We start from the raw sequence: 19,099 nt of genomic DNA on the forward strand, positions 1-19,099 counted from the left end.
CCTTATATCTAAAATGATGAACAAAAATGTCTGGGCACCCCATACTGTATGGAGGGCCTCCCTGTCAAAAAGAGAGAAAATCACTCAAAACCCTAAAGAACTCGGTCTTTCTCCCCTTCCCAGTTATAAACCTTCAGCTCTTCAACTGTTTCCATATCAAGACCCAGCTCATTAACGTTCCTGCATTCAGCTAAGGCCCTAACAACCCTCCATCCATAACAGCTCACCCTTTCTCGAAAGTCTGTAGTACGTGTGGTGCTTGTGAACTTCAAAGGCCTTCTTGAACCTAGCCTTGCTCCTCTTTATGGCACTCCCATGATCTCGCTCTATAAGTCCAGCCTCCATGAGATCCCTTATTGCATCGTTGATTAAATCCACCGGAAGACCACTAACCTTGGCCATCATCTTTGCGTAGTCAACTCTAGCCTTCTTCAAATGCAGAAGAACGTACAGATGAACCGGCAGGAGCTTAAGGGAGGAACCTGCCAGTTCTCCTTGCATACTCCCTCCACTCCTCACCAAACATCTCCTCTAGTTCCCTCTCTTCATCCCCTATAAACCTCAGCATGGAGAGCCAGTACACAATGGGTAGACAAAGCATGAACCCACCGATGATAAGGGAGAACCCAGGAATTACCAGAAATCCCCAGATAGAGTAGATAGGATGCCTAACCTTAGAATAGCACCCAGTAGTAAGGAGTTTACGCTCCCTGTAAGCCTTGGAAACTTGAGAGTAGCATATTAACCACAGAGCCAATCCTAGGAATAGCATAATGTAACCCAACACCGGCAATCCAAACCACGCTCTAAACCTAAAATTGAAGTAAAGGGCAAGGAGCGTGTAGGGGAGAGTGAACATCGAAACCCTAGGGACTATTCCAAAGAAGCTCATGGTCCTCTCACTAGCCTGTACCTCTCATAGAGCATCTCTGCCTTCCCGTCCTTAAGGAAGAACTCAGCGTACATCTTCCTCCCGCCGGAGAGAGTGAAGGCCCTAACGTAGTCCTCCTCAACTACCTCTGGAACTAATGGAACGCTCCCCCACTCACCTTCGAGGAACAGGAAGTCTCCCCTTCTCTTTACTGTGAACTTTATCGTTCTCTTGAAGCCGTAGTAAGTTCCCTCGAACCTCTTAAGGATTTCCTCCCTCCTTATGGCCTCTATCTTGTAGGGATCCTCTCCCAGTTTCTCGGCTAGAATGTACATCCCTATCAGGGAGGGAGCATAACCAGAAGAGTTCTCCAGAACAACCACCCCCAGCTCCTCATCTCTAATGTACCCAATGAAGCTTGTGTAAGAACCTAGGGAACCGCTGTGGCCAACTAACCTTTTGCCGTAGAACCTGGGATAGATGACGAGGCCGTAGCCATAAGCTTCTCCTCCGAACATCTGCCAGGGCACCTCTATATGCTCCTTCTCCATCAGCTTAAGATATTCTTCGCCTACTGGCCCCTCAAGGGTAATGTACATCCTCAGATACTTCACGAGATCCTCTACACAGCTTATCAATCCGCCATCGGAGGTTATCCCATACGGGAAGGGCTTTGGAACGAGCCTTCCCTCTTGGAGGATGTACCCTGTGGCAAAGTCCTCATCTCTTGGCTTAAAGTCAGTCCTCTCCATCTTCAGCGGTTCAAGGATCTCTTTCCTCACGAATTCCTCGTAGCTAACCCCAGAAGCCTTCTCGATTATAAGGCCCAAGAGGACATAGCCCGTGTTTGAGTAGAAGAACCTCTCCCCCGGCTTTGCGACGGCCCAGCTCTCCATGTCCTTTATGAAAGGCACCAGATCCTGGGGCTTCGCCATCGGTAGCCAGCTCTCCTTAGAGCCGAAGAAACCGTCAATGAAAGCTTCCGCATATCCAAGGGATGGAATTCCAGAGGAGTGCGTGAGGAGGTGGTGTATTCTAACGGGCTCTCCGAAGGGCTTGAGCTCTATCCCTAGAATACTCTCAACTTCAGCGTTTAAGTCGAGCTTTCCCTCCTCGACAAGCTTCATTATGGCTAGTGCAGTGAAGCTCTTGGTCACCGAGGCTATTCCATAGAGTGTTCTCTCCGTTGCTGGAAGGGCTTTCTCTACGTTCCTAAAGCCGATTCCCCTCATCTCGACTTTCTCCCCCTCTATTACCCCATAGCTTATTCCTGGGATCTTATTCTCTTTCATTTTCTCGACTATGAACTCCTCCATAGGGGATCACCTAATTGAAGTAAGTTTATTGACTATTTAATATTTCGATGATCATTTGGACGCTATGACAACTGTTGCAGGAAACGTTAATTCTTGGTTTGAGAACTTATTGTGTGGCTAGGTGTAAGATCTGCGGTAAAGAAAGTGAAGAGATTAGCGAGAGCATTGGAGTGTGCGTCGACTGCCTAAGGAAAGGCCACCTTGAATTCTCCTTAAAGTCCCACAAGGGATTCAGGGAAAGGATAGGTCTCCCTGCAAAGCCGCCCAAAGGGGGAGTTAAGTGTAGCATCTGCGTGAATGAATGCAAAATAAGTGATGTTGGATACTGTAGGGTGTGGATAAACTCCAACGGCCTGAGGCCAAAATACGGGTTTGACAAGGCGGAGCTCTTCTACTACCTTGATCCTCATCCAACTAACTGCGTTGCAGAGCCCGTGTGCCCAGAGAGAAATCATGTTGGATTCTATAATCTCGCGGTATTCTTCTACGCCTGCAACCTCGACTGCCTCTTCTGCCAGAACATAGAGCACAAAACCTCCCACGGGCCGGTAGTGCCTATAAATGAGCTCGTTAAAGTCGCTCTAGACAGGAGAATAACCTGCGTGTGCTTCTTCGGCGGCGATCCCGCTCCTTACTCACCCTTCGCCATAAGACTCTCTAGGGAAATACTGAGAAGAAGGAGGATAAGGATCTGCTGGGAAACTAACGGCCTTGAGAACCCAAGAATCATGAGGAAAATTGCTAAAATAAGCAGAGAAAGTGAGGGGATAGTTAAGATAGACTGGAAGGCCTACACTCCAGAGGTTTATGAAGCTTTAACCGGTGTTAACGGTGAAAAGGCTATTGAAAGGATAAAGGAGAATGTTAGGATAGTTAAAGAGGAAGGTGCGGAGCTCGTTGTTAGTACTTTAGTTGTTCCCCATTATATTGACGAAGTTGAAGTAGGAGGTATAGTGGATTACATAGCCTCGGTAGACAGAAACATTCCATACATTCTCTTGGCTTTCCACCCGGAGCATCTAATGAAAGACATTCCAACTACAAGCTATGAACAGATGGAGAAGCTCGTGAGAATCGCAAAGAAAAAATTGAAAAGGGTCTTCGTTGGCAATCCTTGGCTACTTCACTTTAAACAGAACCCACAGCGCTAGCAGGAGGCTTGGACCCAGGAGGAAGAGCGGAGGGACTATACTGTTAGTGTAGCTCCACAGCGCGTAGAAGTTTAGGGCAAAACCCGCCAATGCTAGCCCTATTACCGTGGTTTTGTTATTCTTTTTCTTCCTTATATCCATCGAAACTGCCTCAACGAGCATAAATCCAACGATACCATATATTATAGCCCCGATAAACGCTGCCAGTCTCTGATCCAGTGTCGTTGCAAATGCTGCAATGTACAGCATTAGGAGGGCTCCACCCGTGAAGAATATCATTCCCAATATCTCAAGCATTGATGAACACCAAGATTTACATCCCTGTAAAACTTTATAAAATATTTTCTCTGGATGTAGTAGTACGCAACCGCACTTAAGCAGTTGAATTTTATCAATATATTTTAATAGAGCAGAGAATTTTGTCACTTATTCAATTTCTCGAACAGAGCATAGAAAAACCCTATGGTATCGTGCCTATGAGGCCATGCTCTCATTGTTCCCTCCAAGAAGCCTGGATCATAGGGCCCTTTCAGTTTGACCAATCTGAATTCTTTGTAATTCTCCAGGAACCACTTCACGTTTTCCTCGTCTTCTTCCATGAATATGCTACATGTTGTGTATAGGATCTTTCCCCCAGGTTTCACGAGCCTAGCGGCGCTCTCCAAGAGTTCTCTCTGAAGTTTTGCCATCTCCTCTATTTTGCTCTCTCTTAATCTCCACCTTAATTCAGGGTTTTTTCCTATGGTTCCCGAGGAAGTGCATGGGGCATCCAACAGGACTTTATCGGCCACTTCTTCCCCAACTATTTCTGGAGCCTTCCTGGCATCTTTTATTATAGGCTTCACGATTTTAATTCCCATTCTACTTACGAAGTCCTTAAGCCTCTTCATCCTAGCCTTATCGATGTCAAATGCATAGATCTTGCCCTTATTCTGCATCAATTCTGCCATGTGTGTAGTTTTTCCACCCGGAGCTGCTGCAAGATCGACGACGACTTCTCCGGGCTGGGGATTCAGTACTAAGGATGCCACAGCTGAGGCTTCTTCCTGCACTATTATTTTCCCTTTCCTAAAGAGATCACTAGAATCGAAGTCGTAGGGCCCTTTGATTTTTATTATAGTTGGAGCCCTGTCGCTCCTCTGAACTTCAACCCCTTCCTCTCTAAATTTTTCGATTACGTCCTCAACGTTGGCCTTGAGCGTGTTAACCCTCACGCTTATCCATTCATGTCTCCTGTTAACGGCCCTAAAGAATTCCTCGGTTTCCTCACCCAGGATAGCCTTAACCCTCTCTATGAGCCAAGCTGGAGCTAGATACTCCCACTCCAGCCTTTCAAGCTCCGTTGTTGGATTTGGCTTATATTCCAAAATTTTGTCCATCAGATCCCAGTAGTACATGCCAACGTAGGGGTGGGTTCTTGCCGAGATGAAGTCCGATGCCTTCCAACGCAGGTTTTTGAGTGTGTTTGAGTTTGGATCATGGAACAGGACTATATCGAAAGCTACTCTCAAAGCTGCCCTCAACCAAGGATCAAGAATTAAGGGGTTTACGCCTACTACATCTTGAATCGCCTTGTCTATCAACCCCTGCTTCTTCATTATATCGTAGAATATCATCGTCAAAACCCTGTTGAGCCATGCCTCTTTTATCTCGTGCTTCTTGAATGCTTCCCTCTTTGCGTATTGGCTTGGTTTTATTATCTCTCCCAGTCTAACGGCTTCTATTATTGCCCTGATACCTCTGGGGGGTATTGATAGTTTCTTCTCTTCTCTGGTCTCCATCGTAATCGAATTCTTTTTCCCTCTTTTAAATTCAACGTTATCTTAGTCTATAGTAAAAATTCGGGCTTTTTTACGTTTAGTGAAAGTATAAAATCGATATTTTTTACTATCTTAGTAAATCTAAATATACAATTAATTAAAGTATGTTAAAATTTCATATAGAAAATAATATAAAAGTCTGCAAATTTATCATTATTTTTACTATTTTAGCAAGTAAAATTCTCAAGTCTCAATCTAAAACAGCAACCAAGGATATATAAAAAATAATTCAAGGATCCAAGAAAAGGAGTTACAGGCCTTTTTTCTCCATTTCCTCTACATACCTAACTACATTCATCACAATCTCCCTTGCCTTGCCTATGTAGTTCTCTGGCTTTAAGCTCTCTACGTCTTCTTGGGTCAGATACTTCATAGCCTCTTTGCTTTCTCTTACGACCTCTAAGAGATCCCTGTTCTCCCTAAAAGCCTTCATGGCTAACTGCCTCACTAACTCGTGGGCCTCTTGCCTCCCCATCCCCTTCTCTGCAAGCTTGAGCATTAAAGGTTCGGCCATTATCAGGTTCTTCGTGAGGTATAGATTCCTCTTTATGTTCTCTGGGAAGAACTCCAGTCCTCTGAGAACCTTCTTCATAACTTTAAGCATCTCATCTAGGAGAACGAAGCTCTCCGGCAGAATCACTCTCTCCACTGAAGAGTTCGTGAGGTCTCTCTCGTGCCACAGCGGGTTGTTAAGTAAAGCCGGAATTACATTTGAGTAGAGAACCCTTGCTAGACCGCAGACCTTTTCAGTCCTTATCGGGTTCCTCTTGTGGGGCATTGTCGATGAACCAACCTGCTTCTTTCCAAATGGCTCACTAACTTCGAGTATTTCTGTCCTCTGAAGGTTTCTGATTTCAAGGCCTATTTTGTCTAAGGTTGAAGCAACTAGCGCGAGGAAGAACATCAGCTCAGCATAGACATCTCTCTGAACTATTTGATTTGTAATTCTCGCCGGCTTGAGGCCGAGGTCTTCCATTACAAGTCTCTCAATTTCAAAGGCCTTCTCTCCAAAAGAAGCAGCAGTTCCAACGGCCCCCCTCATTTTTCCAACCAGAACCCTCTCCTTGAGTTGGTGCAGTCTTTCTATGTGCCTCTGTATCTCGTCAAGCCACAGGGCAAACTTCATTCCGTAGGTTGTGGGAACAGCGTGCTGACCGTGGGTTCTCCCTATGCACACCGTATCAATGTGCTTTAGAGCAAGATCCTTTAGTATTGACCTCAGCTCCTTCAAATCTTTCTCAACTATCTCAAGGCTTTCCTTTATTAGCAGGGCGTTGGCAGTGTCGATTATATCGTTTGATGTAGCTCCTAAGTGGACGTACTTTCCATGCTCACCACAGACTTCGCTTAAAGCCTTGACGACGGCCATTATATCGTGGTGTATCTCAGCTTCAATCTCCTTTACCCTCTCGAGCTTTACCCACTTCGTGTTTGCCCTCTCCGATATGACCTTTGCACTTTCTTCAGGGATGTTCCCGAGCTTTGCGTGAGCCCTAGCTAATGCGGCCTCAACATCGAGGAGTTTCTGAAGCTTATTTTCCTCATCCCATATCCTCCTCATTTCCTCGCTACCGTACCTATAATCTATGGGATGAACGGCCATTACATCACCAAATACCTGTAAAAGTGGAGGGTTTTAATGTTTACCCTTTAACATATTCGTGGTAAAATTGGATCATTGTGAGGAACTCGGCACCCAAGGATTTGTAAAACTTTATTATTCTGGCTAGCATTTTGAGCGCATGCTCCCCCGTTCCAAACCAGCAGTCTATTCTATAGTGTTTGGGCATTCTCACGAATTCCCATGGGTGGAACATGTAAACGATAACACTTCCCCTCCCATGAACCCTCTTTTGTATTCTCCATGGCAACCGGGAGATTATTGAGCTGACGTTTACGGGAACCTCCAAGACTTCTCCAATGAACCTTATCCCTGGGGATCCTTTGTACGTTGCCTTTGAGGAATCAACTTTGATTCCAAGCTCGGCAAGAATATCGTAATACTCATTCGGGAACTGAAGGTTGGGGGCTCTAAAGGAGGCAACTCGCCCCAGTATCTTCAAAGCCTCCTCTATCCTTTTTCTGGTAACTTCTTTTGACAGCTTATCGAACCTTTCATGGTAAAGTCCATGGCATCCTACTTCATGCCCATCCTCCCTTATCTTGTCTAGGATCTCCGGAAAAGTCCTTGCTATCTCTCCCGTGAAGAAGAACGTTGCCTGAACGTCATGTTCTTTAAGAACGTCAAGGACCCTTGGCAGTCCTTCTCTAACTCCAAAGGTCGTGGAAAAGAAGGGGGGACAATCCTGTTCGACATCAAAAGTTAGTATTATCTTCACCGTCTAGAACCTCCCTGTATGTTTTTAGCGTTCTCTTTGCAATGACCTTCCAAGAATATACGGCTTCAGCCCTTATTCTTCCGAGCCTTCCAAGTTTTTTTGCTATCTCTTGGTTTGATAGGACGGTGTTTATTGCCTCGGCTAGTTCTGATGGGTTTTTTGGTTTTACTAGTATTCCGCACCCGTCTATGATCTCGGGAATTCCACCTACTGATGTTCCTATAACAGGTGTTCCGCTTGCCATGGCTTCTATGAGAACTATTCCAAATGCTTCACTAAGGGAAGGCAGAACAAAAACGTCAACAGCCTTGTATAGGTAAACCAGGTCAGAATAACTAACCTTTCCCAAGAATCTTGCCTGAATTTTTAGCTCTCTGGCTTTCCTTTCTAGTAGTGGCCTTAAGCCCCCATCCCCTGCAATTATTAGTTTGCCTTCAACATTTCTCATTGCTGAAATTAGATAAGAAACACCCTTCCTGGGCTCTAGCCTTCCTACGTAGAGGACTGTGTTCTCGGTGTCTATTCCAAATTTCCTCTCAATGACGTCCCTTGCGGTTTCTCTATCTTTGGGGTTAAACACTTCGGTATCAACTCCATTTGGTATTACTTCCACTGGAACTGGCGTAAATCGCTTAATGAACTCTTTTGCAGCTTTGCTGACCGCTATAACCCTGTGCGGAAAAGAAAGGTACCTCCGAAAATATGACCATGTAGCCCTAGCTAGGGCCTTCAAGACCTTTGAGTTTTCTAAGTCTATGCTGTGATTAGTTACGAGCGATGCTTTCCCCAGGGTTTTGGCCGCTGCGGCGGCCTTTAAGGAGAGGGGTGTGAAGGAATGTTGTCCATGAACTATATCATAATCATTTAGGTATTCAAACAATACTTCATAGCCCTGGGAGAAGACTGTCCAGTTTATGTTCAAATTATTGTGCACAACACCCGGAACTTTTACAAGGTCTATTCCAAGTTCCTTGAGCTCTCTTTCCCTTCCAGTTTTGACGTTATTCGTTACTATTGAGACCTCATGACCAAGCTTTCTAAGGGAGATAGCCAGGTTATGCATATGAACGGCAACACCACCAATTTTTGGAAAGTACCAGTCCGAAACTAGCGCGATTTTAAGGCTTTCCATAAACTTGAGCCTCCCTCTAGGATTGTGATTATACCTCCGCCAATTGTTCCCAGGCCGTAGGATATAAACCTCTCGATTGCAACGAATTTCAAGGCAGCGCTTACTGGAACACCAAGAAAGACTAGAAATCCTATTAATCCTCCCTCAACTATCCCTATCCCTCCTGGGGTTATGGCAAGGAGACTCAGTATCAAGCCGGCCAGCGATATTAGTACTGCTATTTTAATCGAGAAGGGAATTGAAAGGGCCATTGATATTAGCTTTATCCTTAGAACATCTAAAACCCAAACAACTGAACTCGTCGTTATTCCCACAATATTTGCTCTCACATCTTTCTTTAGTCGCTTAACATCAATATTCATCGCCCTGTTAAGAAACCTAGATGCTACTTCAACTATTTTCTCCAGATTAAGCCATGCTAATGGCACTAGAATTGAGAGGATATAGATTAGAACTTTAATCTTCGGGAACTTCAGTGCAAGGTAGTTCATTGAAACTACAAACATGCCAAAAACTGGTACGAATTCTAAGATTCTCTCATATATTATCGACATTATTGAAGCATCCAATGGAATTCCATGCTTCATTTTTAGAAGGAACGCTCTAGCAATTTCACCGCCGCTTCTGCTTGTAGGGGTTATGTTGTTAAAGAATTGACCAACGAAAACCCCTTTCACACATTCTAAAAGTTCCACATCGTATCCTAAGCTCTTTAGAACGAACTTCCACCTAACCCCAAAGAGGAACGTGCTTATCAAATACGTTGTTACTGCCAGTGATAGGAATATCATAAACTTAACATGTTGTTCATTGAGGATAACTAATTTCCATCCGATTAACATACGGATTCTAGTTAGGAGGAGCACTTATAAATCTTAAGCCACAACTTGAAGAGGGCAATGATGAAGCCTTCCGCACCTGAAGGATGAAGAGTGGACGGCTTCCTGAGCCCGTACATTCCGAAGAACCAATCACTGGCGAAAGTCTTATAAAATGGGTGTTGGTGAGTAAATAACGGTTTGTGCGGTGGTAGTCTAGCCTGGCCTAGGACGCCACCCTGCCAAGGTGGAGACCCGGGTTCAAATCCCGGCCACCGCACCACAACATTTTTTGTTAGGAATCCTAAGTATAAGGGGGATAGGAATGTTCTTTGATAGGGAGAAAGAGCTCTCATACTTAAGGAGCTTACTAAACTCTGAACCAAATCAGCTACTCTTCATTTATGGGCCCATAAACTCGGGAAAAACTACTTTACTCTTAAGATTCCTCGAATCCCTGGGAGAGGAAGGGGTTGGAATTTATGTTAACCTCAGATCAAGGCCTATATTAAGATTTGATGATTTCAAAGATCTACTTTTTTCACTCACGAAGTCAAAAGATGTGTTGTCCATTGTGTTAGCTTCCATGGAAGTTGTCTTTGGGATTCCAGTTCCGAAGAAAATCTGGGAAACAATTGAAAGTCCTAGAGATGCCTTTGAGTATATAACAGACCTCTTGAACAAATTAAGAAAAAAAGGTAGATTACCCATAATAGTCTTTGATGAGCTCCAGGTGCTGAAGGATTTAAGGGTTAATGGACCACTGATATATGAGCTGTTCAACTTCTTCATCCACCTAACTAAAGAACTTCATCTTGCCCATGTGATAGTTTCAACTTCAGATGGTCTTTTCCTTAGTAATGTCTATACCAATGCCTCCCTCTACGGAAGGGCGAAGTACTTCTTAGTTGATGACTTCGATGATGAAACTGCCCTGGCGTTTCTCCTCAGCAATGGGCTAACAGAGAAGGAGGCACAAATCGCCGTTGAATACTTCGGAGGAAAGCCCGTTTATTTAGTTGAAACAATTAATGAGAGGAGAGCAGGAAGGAGCGTAGAAGAGTATTGCAGAGAACAATTCATGGTGAGACTACACCAGATGAAACCATTAGTTAAAAAGTTAAAAGATCCCTCCATATTAATTGACATCAGCGAAAGGGAGGTTTTGGAATATGATGAATTGACCGAAGATATTTCCATGCTCGCTAGGGAAAATGTGGTTTTCATAGATCCTGTTAGAGGGGTTATAAGGCCCCAGGGAAGGCTCGAGCTGAATGTCATTAGGTTTATAAGTAAGAATCTTTAGGTAACCCTGGGACGCCCCGGTGGCCTAGCCTGGATAGGGCGCGAGGCTGCGGACCTCGAGGTCCGGGGTTCAAATCCCCGCCGGGGCGCCATTCTTTCTATCAATGTTAAAAGAGGCAAAGCGAAACAAGTTCTCGTTATGGGCAAAAGAGAATATCCATAGTAAATGTGGTAGAAGACAATTACGATTCTAGTTAGGGCTTTGTGAAGGATAACACGGGAGATACTCTCATGGCATGCTGCTACAGCTACTTCCCAAGTAGCGAGAAAAAAGTCCTCGCCTATGGAGAAGTAGTAAAGAAATTAAAAAGGGCATTTTTATCCAACTATTGCAATAGCCCTAACGGGGCTTCCAGATCCGTCCTTTATCTTTAGCGGCAATCCAATAAAAAGGAATTCCTTTCCTATCAGCTTTTCAAGATTCACTAAGTTTTCATATATTGGAATTCCAGCAGAGAGAAGTATCTTATGAACCTCGTGGCTACCTATACTAGCATTGTCGGTACCAACAGCCTTGATATTACTTTTGACTAACTTTTCAGCTGCTTCCCTAGAGAGCTCTCTTCCTCCGGTAAGTAATAGAACCACCTTATTTTCTATATCAGATGGGATCTCATGAGGTCCTATATTCCCGTCACCATCCCGTACATCAATTGCAATCCCAATACCAATGAATTTCTCAAGAGCAACCCTGTCTATTGTCTCCCCTCCTTCGATGAAGTGGGCTGGAGCATCTACATGGGTTCCTGAGTGTTCTCCCATCTTTATCATGTTCATATAGAAGCCATTATCTCCAATTTTAGCCCATGGGGTGACCTCGACTTCCGGATCGCCAGGGAAAGTTGGAGTGTCTTTTCCAAGCCACATGGTTAAGTCAACTATCCCCATACATTAGTTGTTCCACACCTAGATTTATAAGGATGATGGATTCATAAATTGTTTTTAGCATAAAAATCTAGGGGATCAATTTAGTTCCCATCATAATTTTAAACTGATAATCAAGAACTGAAAAAGGTGATAGTATGAACTGCACGAAAGATTACTGTGTTAAGGACATAGAGCTCGCCCCTGAAGGCTGGAAAAAAATTGATTGGGTCTCGAGGTTCATGCCCGTTCTCCAGCTTATAAGAAAGGACTTCGAGAAAAGGAAGCCATTCAAAGGAGTTAGGATTGCAGCAACTCTTCACCTCGAGATGAAGACTGCTTTCTTATTGTTAACGCTGAAAGCTGGAGGTGCAGAAGTCTCAGCTACAGCCAGTAATCCCCTAAGCACACAGGATGACGTTGTTGCTGCATTAGCAGAGGCAGGGGTTAAAGTTTACGCAATAAGAGGGGAAAGTAGAGAGGAATATTATGAGAATATGCACAGAGCCTTGGACATCAGGCCAAACATCATCATAGATGATGGAGCAGACATGATAAGCTTAGTCCACAGGGAAAGGACGGAGCTGATAGATGAAATCTGGGGAGCTAGCGAGGAAACAACTACTGGAGTGATAAGGCTGAGGGCGATGGAGAGAGATGGCGTGCTAAGGTTCCCAATTATTGCAGTGAACGATTCCTACACTAAGTATCTTTTTGACAATCGCTATGGAACCGGACAGTCTACTTGGGACGGGATAATAAGAACCACTAACCTTTTAGTTGCCGGAAAAAACGTCGTTGTCGTTGGTTATGGTTGGTGCGGCAGGGGAATTGCCATGAGGGCGAGGGGCCTTGGTGCAACTGTGATAGTAGTCGAAGTTGATCCGATTAGGGCATTAGAAGCTAGAATGGACGGATTTTTTGTTATGGACATGAAAGAAGCAGCAAAGATTGGGGATATATTCATAACGGCGACTGGGAACATAAAGTGCATCCGCAGGGAGCACTTTGAGCTGATGAAGGATGGAGCCATAATGGCCAACGCGGGCCACTTCGACGTGGAGATATGGAAGCCTGACCTCGAGGAATTGGCCGTTGAGATTAGCAATCCAAGGCCGAACATAACAGAATACAAGCTTAAAGATGGGAGAAGGCTTTACCTCCTCGCCGAAGGAAGGCTTGTCAATCTTGTCGCTGCTGACGGCCATCCTGCGGAAATTATGGACATGAGCTTTGCCTTGCAGGCTAAAGCGGCCGAGTATATAAAGGAGAACCACGAAAGGCTGGAGCCAAGGGTTTATGTTCTCCCCAGGGAGATAGACGAGATGGTAGCTAGGATAAAGCTCGAATCCATGGGGATAAAGATAGAAGAACTTACTGAAGAACAAAAGAAATATCTAGAGAGCTGGGAGCACGGGACTTAACCTCTCCTTCTTACTCCTTATGTGCTATTGCCTCAATCTCTATTAAAACATCCTTAGGGAGCCTTGCAACTTCTACAGCAACTCTTGCAGGTCTAGATTCCCCAAAGTACTCCGCATAAACTTCATTCATTGCTGCAAAGTCATCCATGTTCTTTAAATAGACAGTGACTTTCACTACATCATTTAAAGTATAGCCAGCGGCCTCAAGTATCGCCTTTATGTTTTCAAGAACTCTCCTCGTCTGCTCCTTTATATCTCCCTTCACTAGCTCTCCAGTCTCAGGGTCAATTGGTATCTGTCCCGCAATGAAGAGAAAGTTTCCGGCTTTTATTGCTTGGCTGTAGGGGCCAATTGGTTTTGGGGCCTTCTCAGTAAAAACTACCTCCCTCATGAGAACCACCAAATGTATTTTATAGGAGGAAAATAAAAATGTTTAGACATAGTAGTACTCTCCCTTCTCCTTCTGCTCTCTGTCCTTTACCGAGCCCTCCTTGTTTGCCCTTGGCCTTCCGGTGTCTGGATCTCTCCTGAAAGTTATTCCTACCGAAGCAAGGAACCTATTCATTCCTTCCCTCATTCTCATTGGTGGTAGGGCTTTTCCATATTTCCCCGGCTCTCCTTCAAAGACCATTAGCCTGTCGCTGACGTAGTCTATCATGAGAACGTCATGTTCAACCACTAAAGCCGTTTTCTCGTTCTTCTCCATTAGATGCCTTATGGCCCTAGAAACGGCAAGTCTCTGCTCGACGTCAAGGTAAGCTGAGGGCTCATCTAGAAGGTAAATGTCCGCATCCCTGAGAAGGGTTGCAGCTATAGCAACCCTCTGCAACTCACCACCCGAGAGCTCATTCACTTCCCTATCGTATAGATCCGGGATCCCTAATGGTTTAAGGAGCTCAGTCTTGTAGAAGTTACTGTTGAGCTTTGAGGAGTCTATCTTGCTCAAAAGCTCATATACAGTTCCTTCGTATTCGGCTTTGATGTACTGGGGCTTGTAGGCTACAGTCAAATCCCACTCTATTTTACCTTCTGTCGGTTCTTCAACTCCAGCAAGTATCTTTACAAAAGTTGTTTTCCCTATACCGTTCGGCCCAACTATTCCTATAACCTCTCCCTTCCTTATCTCACCGGGCTCAACTTCAAGCCTGAAGCTGCCATAATCTTTTACAAGCCTTGGATACTCAACTAGGACTTCCCTCTCAATCTCAACCCTCTCGCTTGTCTTAGTGAACTTTATCTCGTAAGGCCTGAATCTAACGTTCTCGTCCTTCAGGTACCCTCTGAGGAACTCGTTAATTCCGTTCCTCGTGCCCTTTGGCTGAGAGAATATTCCATAAACTCCGGGTTCACCGTAAACTACGTGGATTATATCACTTAGGTAGTCAAGAACTGCCAGATCGTGCTCAACTACCAAGACGGATTTTCCATTATCTGCTAACTTCCTTATGGCTCTCGCAACGTTCAACCTCTGCCTTATGTCAAGATAGCTTGAAGGTTCATCGAAGAAGTAAAAGTGAGCGTTCCTTAACAGGGCAGCAGCAATCGCCACCCTCTGCAACTCACCACCTGACAAATGCTGTATATCCCTGTCAAGAACGTTCTCTAATTCTAAGACCCTAACGACCTCATCAAACTTACCGGTTTCATCTGCCTTCTTCAACAGATCCCTGACTTTTCCCTTAACGGCTTTTGGTATTAAATCCACATACTGAGGCTTAACGACGGGTTTTATCTCGCCATTCTTAAGCCTCTCAAAGTAGTTCTGCAACTCATTGCCTCTGAATGCCTTAATAACTCCCTCCCAGCTGTCATTATCTCCGCAGAGGTTGGGGATGAGTTGCCCAGCAAGTATCTTCACTGCGGTAGTTTTTCCAGTTCCGTTTGGCCCGACTATTCCAACGACCATACCGTCCTTGACCACGGGTAGCCTGTATAGGACGAAGGCATTGATCCCGTAGCGGTGGACACAGTTCTCTTCAAGTTGCTCCGGCAGATTCACTATGCTTATTGCGTTGAAGGGACACTTGTGGACACATATTCCACAGCCCGTACAGCTCGTCTCTTGGATTATAGGCTTGTAGTTCTCCTCATCTATTATTATTGCCTCCCCACCCATCCTGTTCACAGGACAGACCCTCTCGCATAGGAAGTGACCGCACTTATCGGGGTTACACTTATCATAATCGATGACCGCAATTCTCACTTTCCATCCCCCTGGGCTTTTTCTAATGTTGATTTAAAAAGATCATCCAAAATTCGACATTCGTTTAAAGAGAATACAGCAATTGCTATAATGGAATTTGAGGGAATGTAGGAGTGCATACATTGTTTCATGGCGATAAAAATGCTTTTAAGCAACTTTACAAATATCAACCCAGACTCTCCGGGGGTATGCTCATGAGCATGGAAGAGAAAGTTAAGGAGCTCTACGAGAAAAGGAAGAAGATAATGCAGATGGGGGGAGAGGAGGCTATAAAGAAGCAACACGATAAGGGCAAGCTCACTGCTAGGGAAAGGATTGAACTTCTACTTGACCCAGGAAGCTTCGTTGAGATTGGAATGTTCGTTAAGCACAGGGCAACTGAGTTCGGTATGGACAAGAGAGATCTCCCGGCAGATGGTGTCATTACTGGCTACGGAACGGTAGATGGAAGGTTGGTGTTCGTTTATGCCCAGGACTTCACGGTAATGGGGGGATCCCTAGGAGAAATGCACGCTATGAAGATCAAGAGAATTATGGAACTAGCCTTGGAGGCAGGGGCACCAGTAATAGGTCTCAATGACTCCGGAGGAGCCAGAATACAAGAAGGAGTCGATTCCCTAAAGGGGTATGGTGAGATATTCAAGATGAACACAATTTTAAGCGGAGTCGTTCCCCAGATTACTGCAATCATGGGACCTTGTGCTGGTGGTGCAGTTTACAGCCCAGCCATAGGTGATTTCATTCTAATGGTCGACAACCCTGCAACCTTCATGTTCATCACTGGTCCTCAGGTTGTCAAGGCCGTAACTGGAGTTGAGGTTACTCCCGTTCAGTTAGGTGGAGCAATGGTTCATGCTCAGAAGAGCGGGCAGGCCCATCTCATCGGAAAGAGCGATGAAGAGGTAATCGCGCTAATAAAGAGGTTGCTGAGCTATTTACCATCAAACAACATGGAAAAGCCGCCCAGGATCAAGCCAAAGGACGATCCCTTTAGGAGAACTCCTGAATTATATGAAGTAGTTCCAGATGATCCAAACAAGGGTTACGATGTTAGACAGGTAATTTACTCAATTGTAGATAGAGATGAGAACGGTAACCCAGACTTCCTTGAGCTACAGCCCTACTTTGCACCTAATGCGGTAATAGGCTTCGGAAGAATAAATGGGCAGACAGTGGGGATAGTAGCAAACAACCCAATACACTTGGCGGGAGTTCTTGACATAGACTCAAGCGATAAGATCGCGAGATTCGTGAGGTTCTGTGATGCGTTCAACATTCCAATCGTAACATTTGTAGATGTCCCAGGCTACCTCCCCGGAGTTGACCAAGAGAGCAGGGGAATAATTAGGCACGGTGCAAAGGTTCTCTATGCATATGCTGAGGCGACGGTTCCGATGGTTACGATAATCCTGAGAAAGGCCTATGGTGGAGCGTACCTTGCGATGGGATCAAAGCACCTTGGGGCTGACTTCGTATTCGCGTGGCCGACAGCTGAGATAGCAGTCATGGGGCCAGAGGGCGCTGCAAACATTATCTTCAGGAAGGAGATTGCAAAGGCCGAGAATCCTGAAGAGTTCAGGAAGCAGAAGATTCAAGAGTACAGGGAGAAGTTCGCCAACCCATATGTAGCTGCCTCAAGAGGGTACATTGATGACGTGATTGATCCGGCTGAAACTAGAGCTAAGATAGTTATGGCATTAGAGGCCCTGGAGAACAAGAGGGTTAAGTTACCTCCAAAGAAGCACGGCAACATTCCGCTCTGAGGTGGGAGCATGATCTCCATGGCGGAGTTCCTTGAGGGGTTATACATTACCGTCCTAGGCGTTACGGTGGTCTTTGCAGTCCTCTCAATTCTTGCTATTGTAATGTACGGGATAGGCTGGAGTGAAAAAAGGCTAGTTGAAAAGGAGAAGCCCAAGAATATAGAGGAAAAACCTGCTGAGAAGAGAGAAGAAGTTAAAGAAGAAAAGGGTTTGGACGAGAAGAAGATTGCAATAATAACCGCAGCAATAATGGCTTATCTAAGCCAGAAGAGACCGAAGGAGGTTCCTATTAAAAGAAAACCCTCTCAGAACTGGTGGTTGTCCGGATTAACTACGTATGTTGAAGAAGTTGAGAATTTCAACTATGAAATCGGGAAGTGGTGAGGATGAAAGTTAAGGTGGTAATTAACGGAGAGGAGTATGAGGTAGAAGTGGAAGAGATAATGCCGGGGAAGTTTAGGGTCATCCTGGGAGGGGAAACTTACGAAGTCGAGGCCAAGGACTTAGGAATAAAAATTCCAACCTCTCCTCAAGTCCAGGCGCCAACCCCAGCTCCTGTAGCAACCCCTACACCTGTAGCGACACCAACCCCAGCCCAACCTGTCCAAGTTTCAGAGAACGTTGTTACTGCCCCAATGCCAGGAAAGATCTTGAAGATCTTGGTTCAAGAGGGCCAACAAGTGAAGATTGGCCAAGGCCTTTTGATCCTAGAGGCTATGAAAATGGAGAACGAAATCCCTGCACCTAGAGATGGTGTCGTTAAGAAAATCCTCGTCAAAGAGGGAGAGACTGTAGACACGGGAACACCTTTAATAGAGCTAGGGTGATGCCAATGGGACTTGAACAGGCTTTAGCAGATTTCTTTAACCATATGGGACTTCTCCATTTAACTGTAGGGAATATTGTAATGATAATCGTCGGACTAACACTAGTTTATCTTGCAATAAGGTATAAAATGGAACCCCTACTCCTGCTACCCATTGGAATTAGTGCAGTGCTAGTTAATCTTCCTTTTTCTCATTTAGCAAACTGGCCGCTAGCGCCCCAGCTACCTCCCGACATACAGGGAAACATCTTTGAGACCGTGAAGTACATGAACCAGCACTACGGACCCCCAGGGATATTTGACTTGATCTACTATCTCCTGATAAAGACCGAGGTAGTGCCATTGCTTATATTTTTCGGATTAGGAGCAATGACAGACTTCGGCCCAATGATTGCCGATCCAAAGACGGCCTTACTTGGCGCTGCAGCCCAGATTGGAGTGTTCGTTGCGATGCTTGCTGCAATACTCTTGGGCTTCGACCTCAAAGAGGCAGCATCAATTGGCATCATTGGAGGTGCCGATGGACCAACTACAATATACCTAACGACCAAGCTCGCTCCACACATACTCTCAGCAACCGCGGTTGCTGCCTATAGTTATATGAGCCTCGTGCCACTAATCCAGCCCCCGGTCATCAAAGCCCTAACAACTCCCGAAGAAAGAAGGATTAGAATGGAACAGCTAAGACCCGTCTCAAAGAGGGAGAAGATACTCTTCCCAATTGCAAGCATGATCGTCATCGGATTACTCGTTCCCTCAGCTGCCCCACTTATAGGAATGCTGATGATAGGGAACTTATTCAGGGAGAGCGGTGTCGTTCAGAGGCTCAGCAAGGCAGCCCAGGAAGAGCTGATGAACATAGTTACGATATTCCTGGGGCTCGGTGTAGGATCAACTATGAGAGCAGAAAGCTTCCTTACAGCTAAGACTCTGATGATCCTGGGGCTAGGAATCGTGGCCTTTGCCTCGGCAACAGCTGGTGGTGTGCTCTTTGGGAAGCTTATGATGAAGCTCTCAGGTGGAAAGATCAACCCAATGATTGGTGCTGCAGGAGTTTCTGCAGTTCCAATGTCAGCGAGGGTCGTTCAAAAACTCGCAAGTGAGGAAGACCCAGGGAACTTCATACTAATGCATGCCATGGGGCCAAACGTTGCCGGAGTTATAGGTACGGCCGTTGTTGCTGGAGTTTTCTTATCGGCCCTCGGCTGACTTCTTTTCTTTTCATTAGATAAACCATTATAACCCAAAGCCCTACTTTTCTAGGGAT

Annotated in this window: 19 protein-coding genes and 2 tRNA genes; 9 read left to right on the forward strand and 12 right to left on the reverse strand. The window is 45.2% G+C overall.

Translation table 11 applies throughout. The annotated features are described in order from the left end of the window. Positions 1–198: 198 nt before the first annotated feature. Genes A3L04_RS09290 through A3L04_RS09300 form a run of 3 tightly spaced genes read right to left on the reverse strand, consistent with a single transcriptional unit; the run spans position 199 to position 2,187 of the window. Positions 199–501 carry a DUF2250 domain-containing protein gene (locus A3L04_RS09290; RefSeq protein WP_231963740.1) on the reverse strand — a complete coding sequence of 101 codons (303 nt, stop codon included), beginning with the start codon at positions 499–501 and terminating at the stop codon, positions 199–201. Then, complete coding sequence (locus tag A3L04_RS09295; protein ID WP_068577468.1) at positions 470–892, reverse strand: methyltransferase family protein; 423 nt, start codon at positions 890–892, stop codon at positions 470–472. The genes A3L04_RS09290 and A3L04_RS09295 overlap by 32 nt, the downstream gene beginning before the upstream one ends. Then, positions 889–2,187, reverse strand: coding sequence for a serine hydrolase (locus A3L04_RS09300; protein ID WP_068577470.1), 1,299 nt, complete (start codon positions 2,185–2,187; stop codon positions 889–891). The genes A3L04_RS09295 and A3L04_RS09300 overlap by 4 nt, the downstream gene beginning before the upstream one ends. Before the next feature lie 113 nt (positions 2,188–2,300). Here A3L04_RS09300 and A3L04_RS09305 point away from each other — a divergent pair, with 113 nt between their 5' ends. Further along, positions 2,301–3,338 carry a radical SAM protein gene (locus A3L04_RS09305; protein WP_068577472.1) on the forward strand — a complete coding sequence of 346 codons (1,038 nt, stop codon included), beginning with the start codon at positions 2,301–2,303 and terminating at the stop codon, positions 3,336–3,338. Here the strand turns inward: A3L04_RS09305 and A3L04_RS09310 are convergent. From A3L04_RS09310 to A3L04_RS09335, 6 genes are all read right to left on the reverse strand, one after another. Continuing rightward, on the reverse strand, positions 3,306–3,635 hold the full coding sequence (locus A3L04_RS09310; RefSeq protein WP_068577473.1) for a hypothetical protein: 330 nt from the start codon (positions 3,633–3,635) through the stop codon (positions 3,306–3,308). The two genes, A3L04_RS09305 and A3L04_RS09310, sit on opposite strands and share 33 nt — an antisense overlap. 125 nt (positions 3,636–3,760) lie before the next feature. Beyond that, entirely contained in the window at positions 3,761–5,119 is a 1,359-nt protein-coding gene (locus tag A3L04_RS09315; RefSeq protein WP_068577475.1) for an RsmB/NOP family class I SAM-dependent RNA methyltransferase, read from the reverse strand. A 289-nt stretch (positions 5,120–5,408) separates the two neighbouring features. Then, positions 5,409–6,761 (reverse strand): adenylosuccinate lyase, encoded by a 1,353-nt coding sequence (gene purB, locus A3L04_RS09320; protein WP_068577478.1) that lies wholly within the window; start codon positions 6,759–6,761, stop codon positions 5,409–5,411. Positions 6,762–6,801: 40 nt separating this feature from the next. Further along, positions 6,802–7,497, reverse strand: coding sequence for a polysaccharide deacetylase family protein (locus A3L04_RS09325; protein WP_068577479.1), 696 nt, complete (start codon positions 7,495–7,497; stop codon positions 6,802–6,804). After that, entirely contained in the window at positions 7,475–8,629 is a 1,155-nt protein-coding gene (locus tag A3L04_RS09330) for a glycosyltransferase family 4 protein (RefSeq protein ID WP_068577481.1), read from the reverse strand. Before A3L04_RS09330 ends, A3L04_RS09325 begins: the two co-directional genes overlap by 23 nt. Beyond that, positions 8,605–9,471 carry a lysylphosphatidylglycerol synthase transmembrane domain-containing protein gene (locus A3L04_RS09335; protein ID WP_068577484.1) on the reverse strand — a complete coding sequence of 289 codons (867 nt, stop codon included), beginning with the start codon at positions 9,469–9,471 and terminating at the stop codon, positions 8,605–8,607. Before A3L04_RS09335 ends, A3L04_RS09330 begins: the two co-directional genes overlap by 25 nt. 181 nt (positions 9,472–9,652) lie before the next feature. On the opposite strand from A3L04_RS09335, the gene A3L04_RS09340 reads away from it, so the two are divergent. The 3 genes from A3L04_RS09340 (at position 9,653) to A3L04_RS09350 (ending at position 10,844) form a co-directional block, all read left to right on the forward strand. Next, positions 9,653–9,730, forward strand: a tRNA-Gly gene (locus A3L04_RS09340). Positions 9,731–9,772: 42 nt separating this feature from the next. Then, the gene (locus tag A3L04_RS09345) at positions 9,773–10,753 is read left to right on the forward strand and encodes an ATP-binding protein (protein WP_068577486.1); all 981 of its coding nucleotides are present in this window, start codon (positions 9,773–9,775) and stop codon (positions 10,751–10,753) included. Between the two features lie 13 nt (positions 10,754–10,766). After that, positions 10,767–10,844, forward strand: a tRNA-Arg gene (locus A3L04_RS09350). A gap of 226 nt (positions 10,845–11,070) precedes the next feature. Here A3L04_RS09350 and A3L04_RS09355 read toward each other — a convergent pair. Continuing rightward, the gene (locus tag A3L04_RS09355; RefSeq protein WP_068577488.1) at positions 11,071–11,640 is read right to left on the reverse strand and encodes a cyclase family protein; all 570 of its coding nucleotides are present in this window, start codon (positions 11,638–11,640) and stop codon (positions 11,071–11,073) included. Positions 11,641–11,774: 134 nt separating this feature from the next. On the opposite strand from A3L04_RS09355, the gene A3L04_RS09360 reads away from it, so the two are divergent. Next, positions 11,775–13,040 (forward strand): adenosylhomocysteinase, encoded by a 1,266-nt coding sequence (locus A3L04_RS09360; protein ID WP_068577490.1) that lies wholly within the window; start codon positions 11,775–11,777, stop codon positions 13,038–13,040. A gap of 10 nt (positions 13,041–13,050) precedes the next feature. Here A3L04_RS09360 and A3L04_RS09365 read toward each other — a convergent pair whose 3' ends face one another. Together A3L04_RS09365 and A3L04_RS09370 are read right to left on the reverse strand one after the other, a co-directional pair. Then, on the reverse strand, positions 13,051–13,431 hold the full coding sequence (locus tag A3L04_RS09365; protein WP_068577492.1) for a RidA family protein: 381 nt from the start codon (positions 13,429–13,431) through the stop codon (positions 13,051–13,053). 42 nt (positions 13,432–13,473) lie between these two features. Further along, positions 13,474–15,243 carry a ribosome biogenesis/translation initiation ATPase RLI gene (locus tag A3L04_RS09370; protein WP_068577494.1) on the reverse strand — a complete coding sequence of 590 codons (1,770 nt, stop codon included), beginning with the start codon at positions 15,241–15,243 and terminating at the stop codon, positions 13,474–13,476. Positions 15,244–15,437: 194 nt separating this feature from the next. Between A3L04_RS09370 and mmdA the strand changes: the two genes are divergently transcribed. Genes mmdA through A3L04_RS09390 form a run of 4 tightly spaced genes read left to right on the forward strand, consistent with a single transcriptional unit; the run spans position 15,438 to position 19,041 of the window. Next, positions 15,438–17,006, forward strand: a complete 1,569-nt coding sequence (gene mmdA / locus A3L04_RS09375) for a methylmalonyl-CoA decarboxylase subunit alpha (RefSeq protein WP_068577496.1) — start codon at positions 15,438–15,440, stop codon at positions 17,004–17,006. An 18-nt stretch (positions 17,007–17,024) separates the two neighbouring features. Then, positions 17,025–17,390 carry an OadG family protein gene (locus tag A3L04_RS09380; protein WP_068579531.1) on the forward strand — a complete coding sequence of 122 codons (366 nt, stop codon included), beginning with the start codon at positions 17,025–17,027 and terminating at the stop codon, positions 17,388–17,390. Between the two features lie 2 nt (positions 17,391–17,392). After that, positions 17,393–17,833: an acetyl-CoA carboxylase biotin carboxyl carrier protein subunit gene (locus A3L04_RS09385; RefSeq protein ID WP_068577498.1), complete on the forward strand. Its 441-nt coding sequence runs from the start codon at positions 17,393–17,395 to the stop codon at positions 17,831–17,833. Between the two features lie 5 nt (positions 17,834–17,838). Continuing rightward, the gene (locus tag A3L04_RS09390) at positions 17,839–19,041 is read left to right on the forward strand and encodes a sodium ion-translocating decarboxylase subunit beta (protein WP_068577500.1); all 1,203 of its coding nucleotides are present in this window, start codon (positions 17,839–17,841) and stop codon (positions 19,039–19,041) included. Positions 19,042–19,099 lie beyond the last annotated feature (58 nt).

The sequence above is a fragment of the Thermococcus chitonophagus genome, from assembly GCF_002214605.1.
Classification (GTDB): Archaea; Methanobacteriota_B; Thermococci; order Thermococcales; family Thermococcaceae; genus Pyrococcus; species Pyrococcus chitonophagus.

Coding starts and splice junctions, on each gene's coding strand:
- A3L04_RS09290 (WP_231963740.1), bottom strand. CDS start 501: ATGCAAGGAGAACTGGCAGGTTCCTCCCTTAAGCTCCTGCCGGTTCAT.
- A3L04_RS09295 (WP_068577468.1), bottom strand. CDS start 892: ATGAGCTTCTTTGGAATAGTCCCTAGGGTTTCGATGTTCACTCTCCCC.
- A3L04_RS09300 (WP_068577470.1), bottom strand. CDS start 2,187: ATGGAGGAGTTCATAGTCGAGAAAATGAAAGAGAATAAGATCCCAGGA.
- A3L04_RS09310 (WP_068577473.1), bottom strand. CDS start 3,635: ATGCTTGAGATATTGGGAATGATATTCTTCACGGGTGGAGCCCTCCTA.
- A3L04_RS09315 (WP_068577475.1), bottom strand. CDS start 5,119: ATGGAGACCAGAGAAGAGAAGAAACTATCAATACCCCCCAGAGGTATC.
- purB (WP_068577478.1), bottom strand. CDS start 6,761: ATGGCCGTTCATCCCATAGATTATAGGTACGGTAGCGAGGAAATGAGG.
- A3L04_RS09330 (WP_068577481.1), bottom strand. CDS start 8,629: ATGGAAAGCCTTAAAATCGCGCTAGTTTCGGACTGGTACTTTCCAAAA.
- A3L04_RS09335 (WP_068577484.1), bottom strand. CDS start 9,471: ATGTTAATCGGATGGAAATTAGTTATCCTCAATGAACAACATGTTAAG.
- A3L04_RS09345 (WP_068577486.1), top strand. CDS start 9,773: ATGTTCTTTGATAGGGAGAAAGAGCTCTCATACTTAAGGAGCTTACTA.
- A3L04_RS09355 (WP_068577488.1), bottom strand. CDS start 11,640: ATGGGGATAGTTGACTTAACCATGTGGCTTGGAAAAGACACTCCAACT.
- A3L04_RS09360 (WP_068577490.1), top strand. CDS start 11,775: ATGAACTGCACGAAAGATTACTGTGTTAAGGACATAGAGCTCGCCCCT.
- A3L04_RS09365 (WP_068577492.1), bottom strand. CDS start 13,431: ATGAGGGAGGTAGTTTTTACTGAGAAGGCCCCAAAACCAATTGGCCCC.
- mmdA (WP_068577496.1), top strand. CDS start 15,438: ATGAGCATGGAAGAGAAAGTTAAGGAGCTCTACGAGAAAAGGAAGAAG.
- A3L04_RS09380 (WP_068579531.1), top strand. CDS start 17,025: ATGGCGGAGTTCCTTGAGGGGTTATACATTACCGTCCTAGGCGTTACG.
- A3L04_RS09385 (WP_068577498.1), top strand. CDS start 17,393: ATGAAAGTTAAGGTGGTAATTAACGGAGAGGAGTATGAGGTAGAAGTG.
- A3L04_RS09390 (WP_068577500.1), top strand. CDS start 17,839: ATGGGACTTGAACAGGCTTTAGCAGATTTCTTTAACCATATGGGACTT.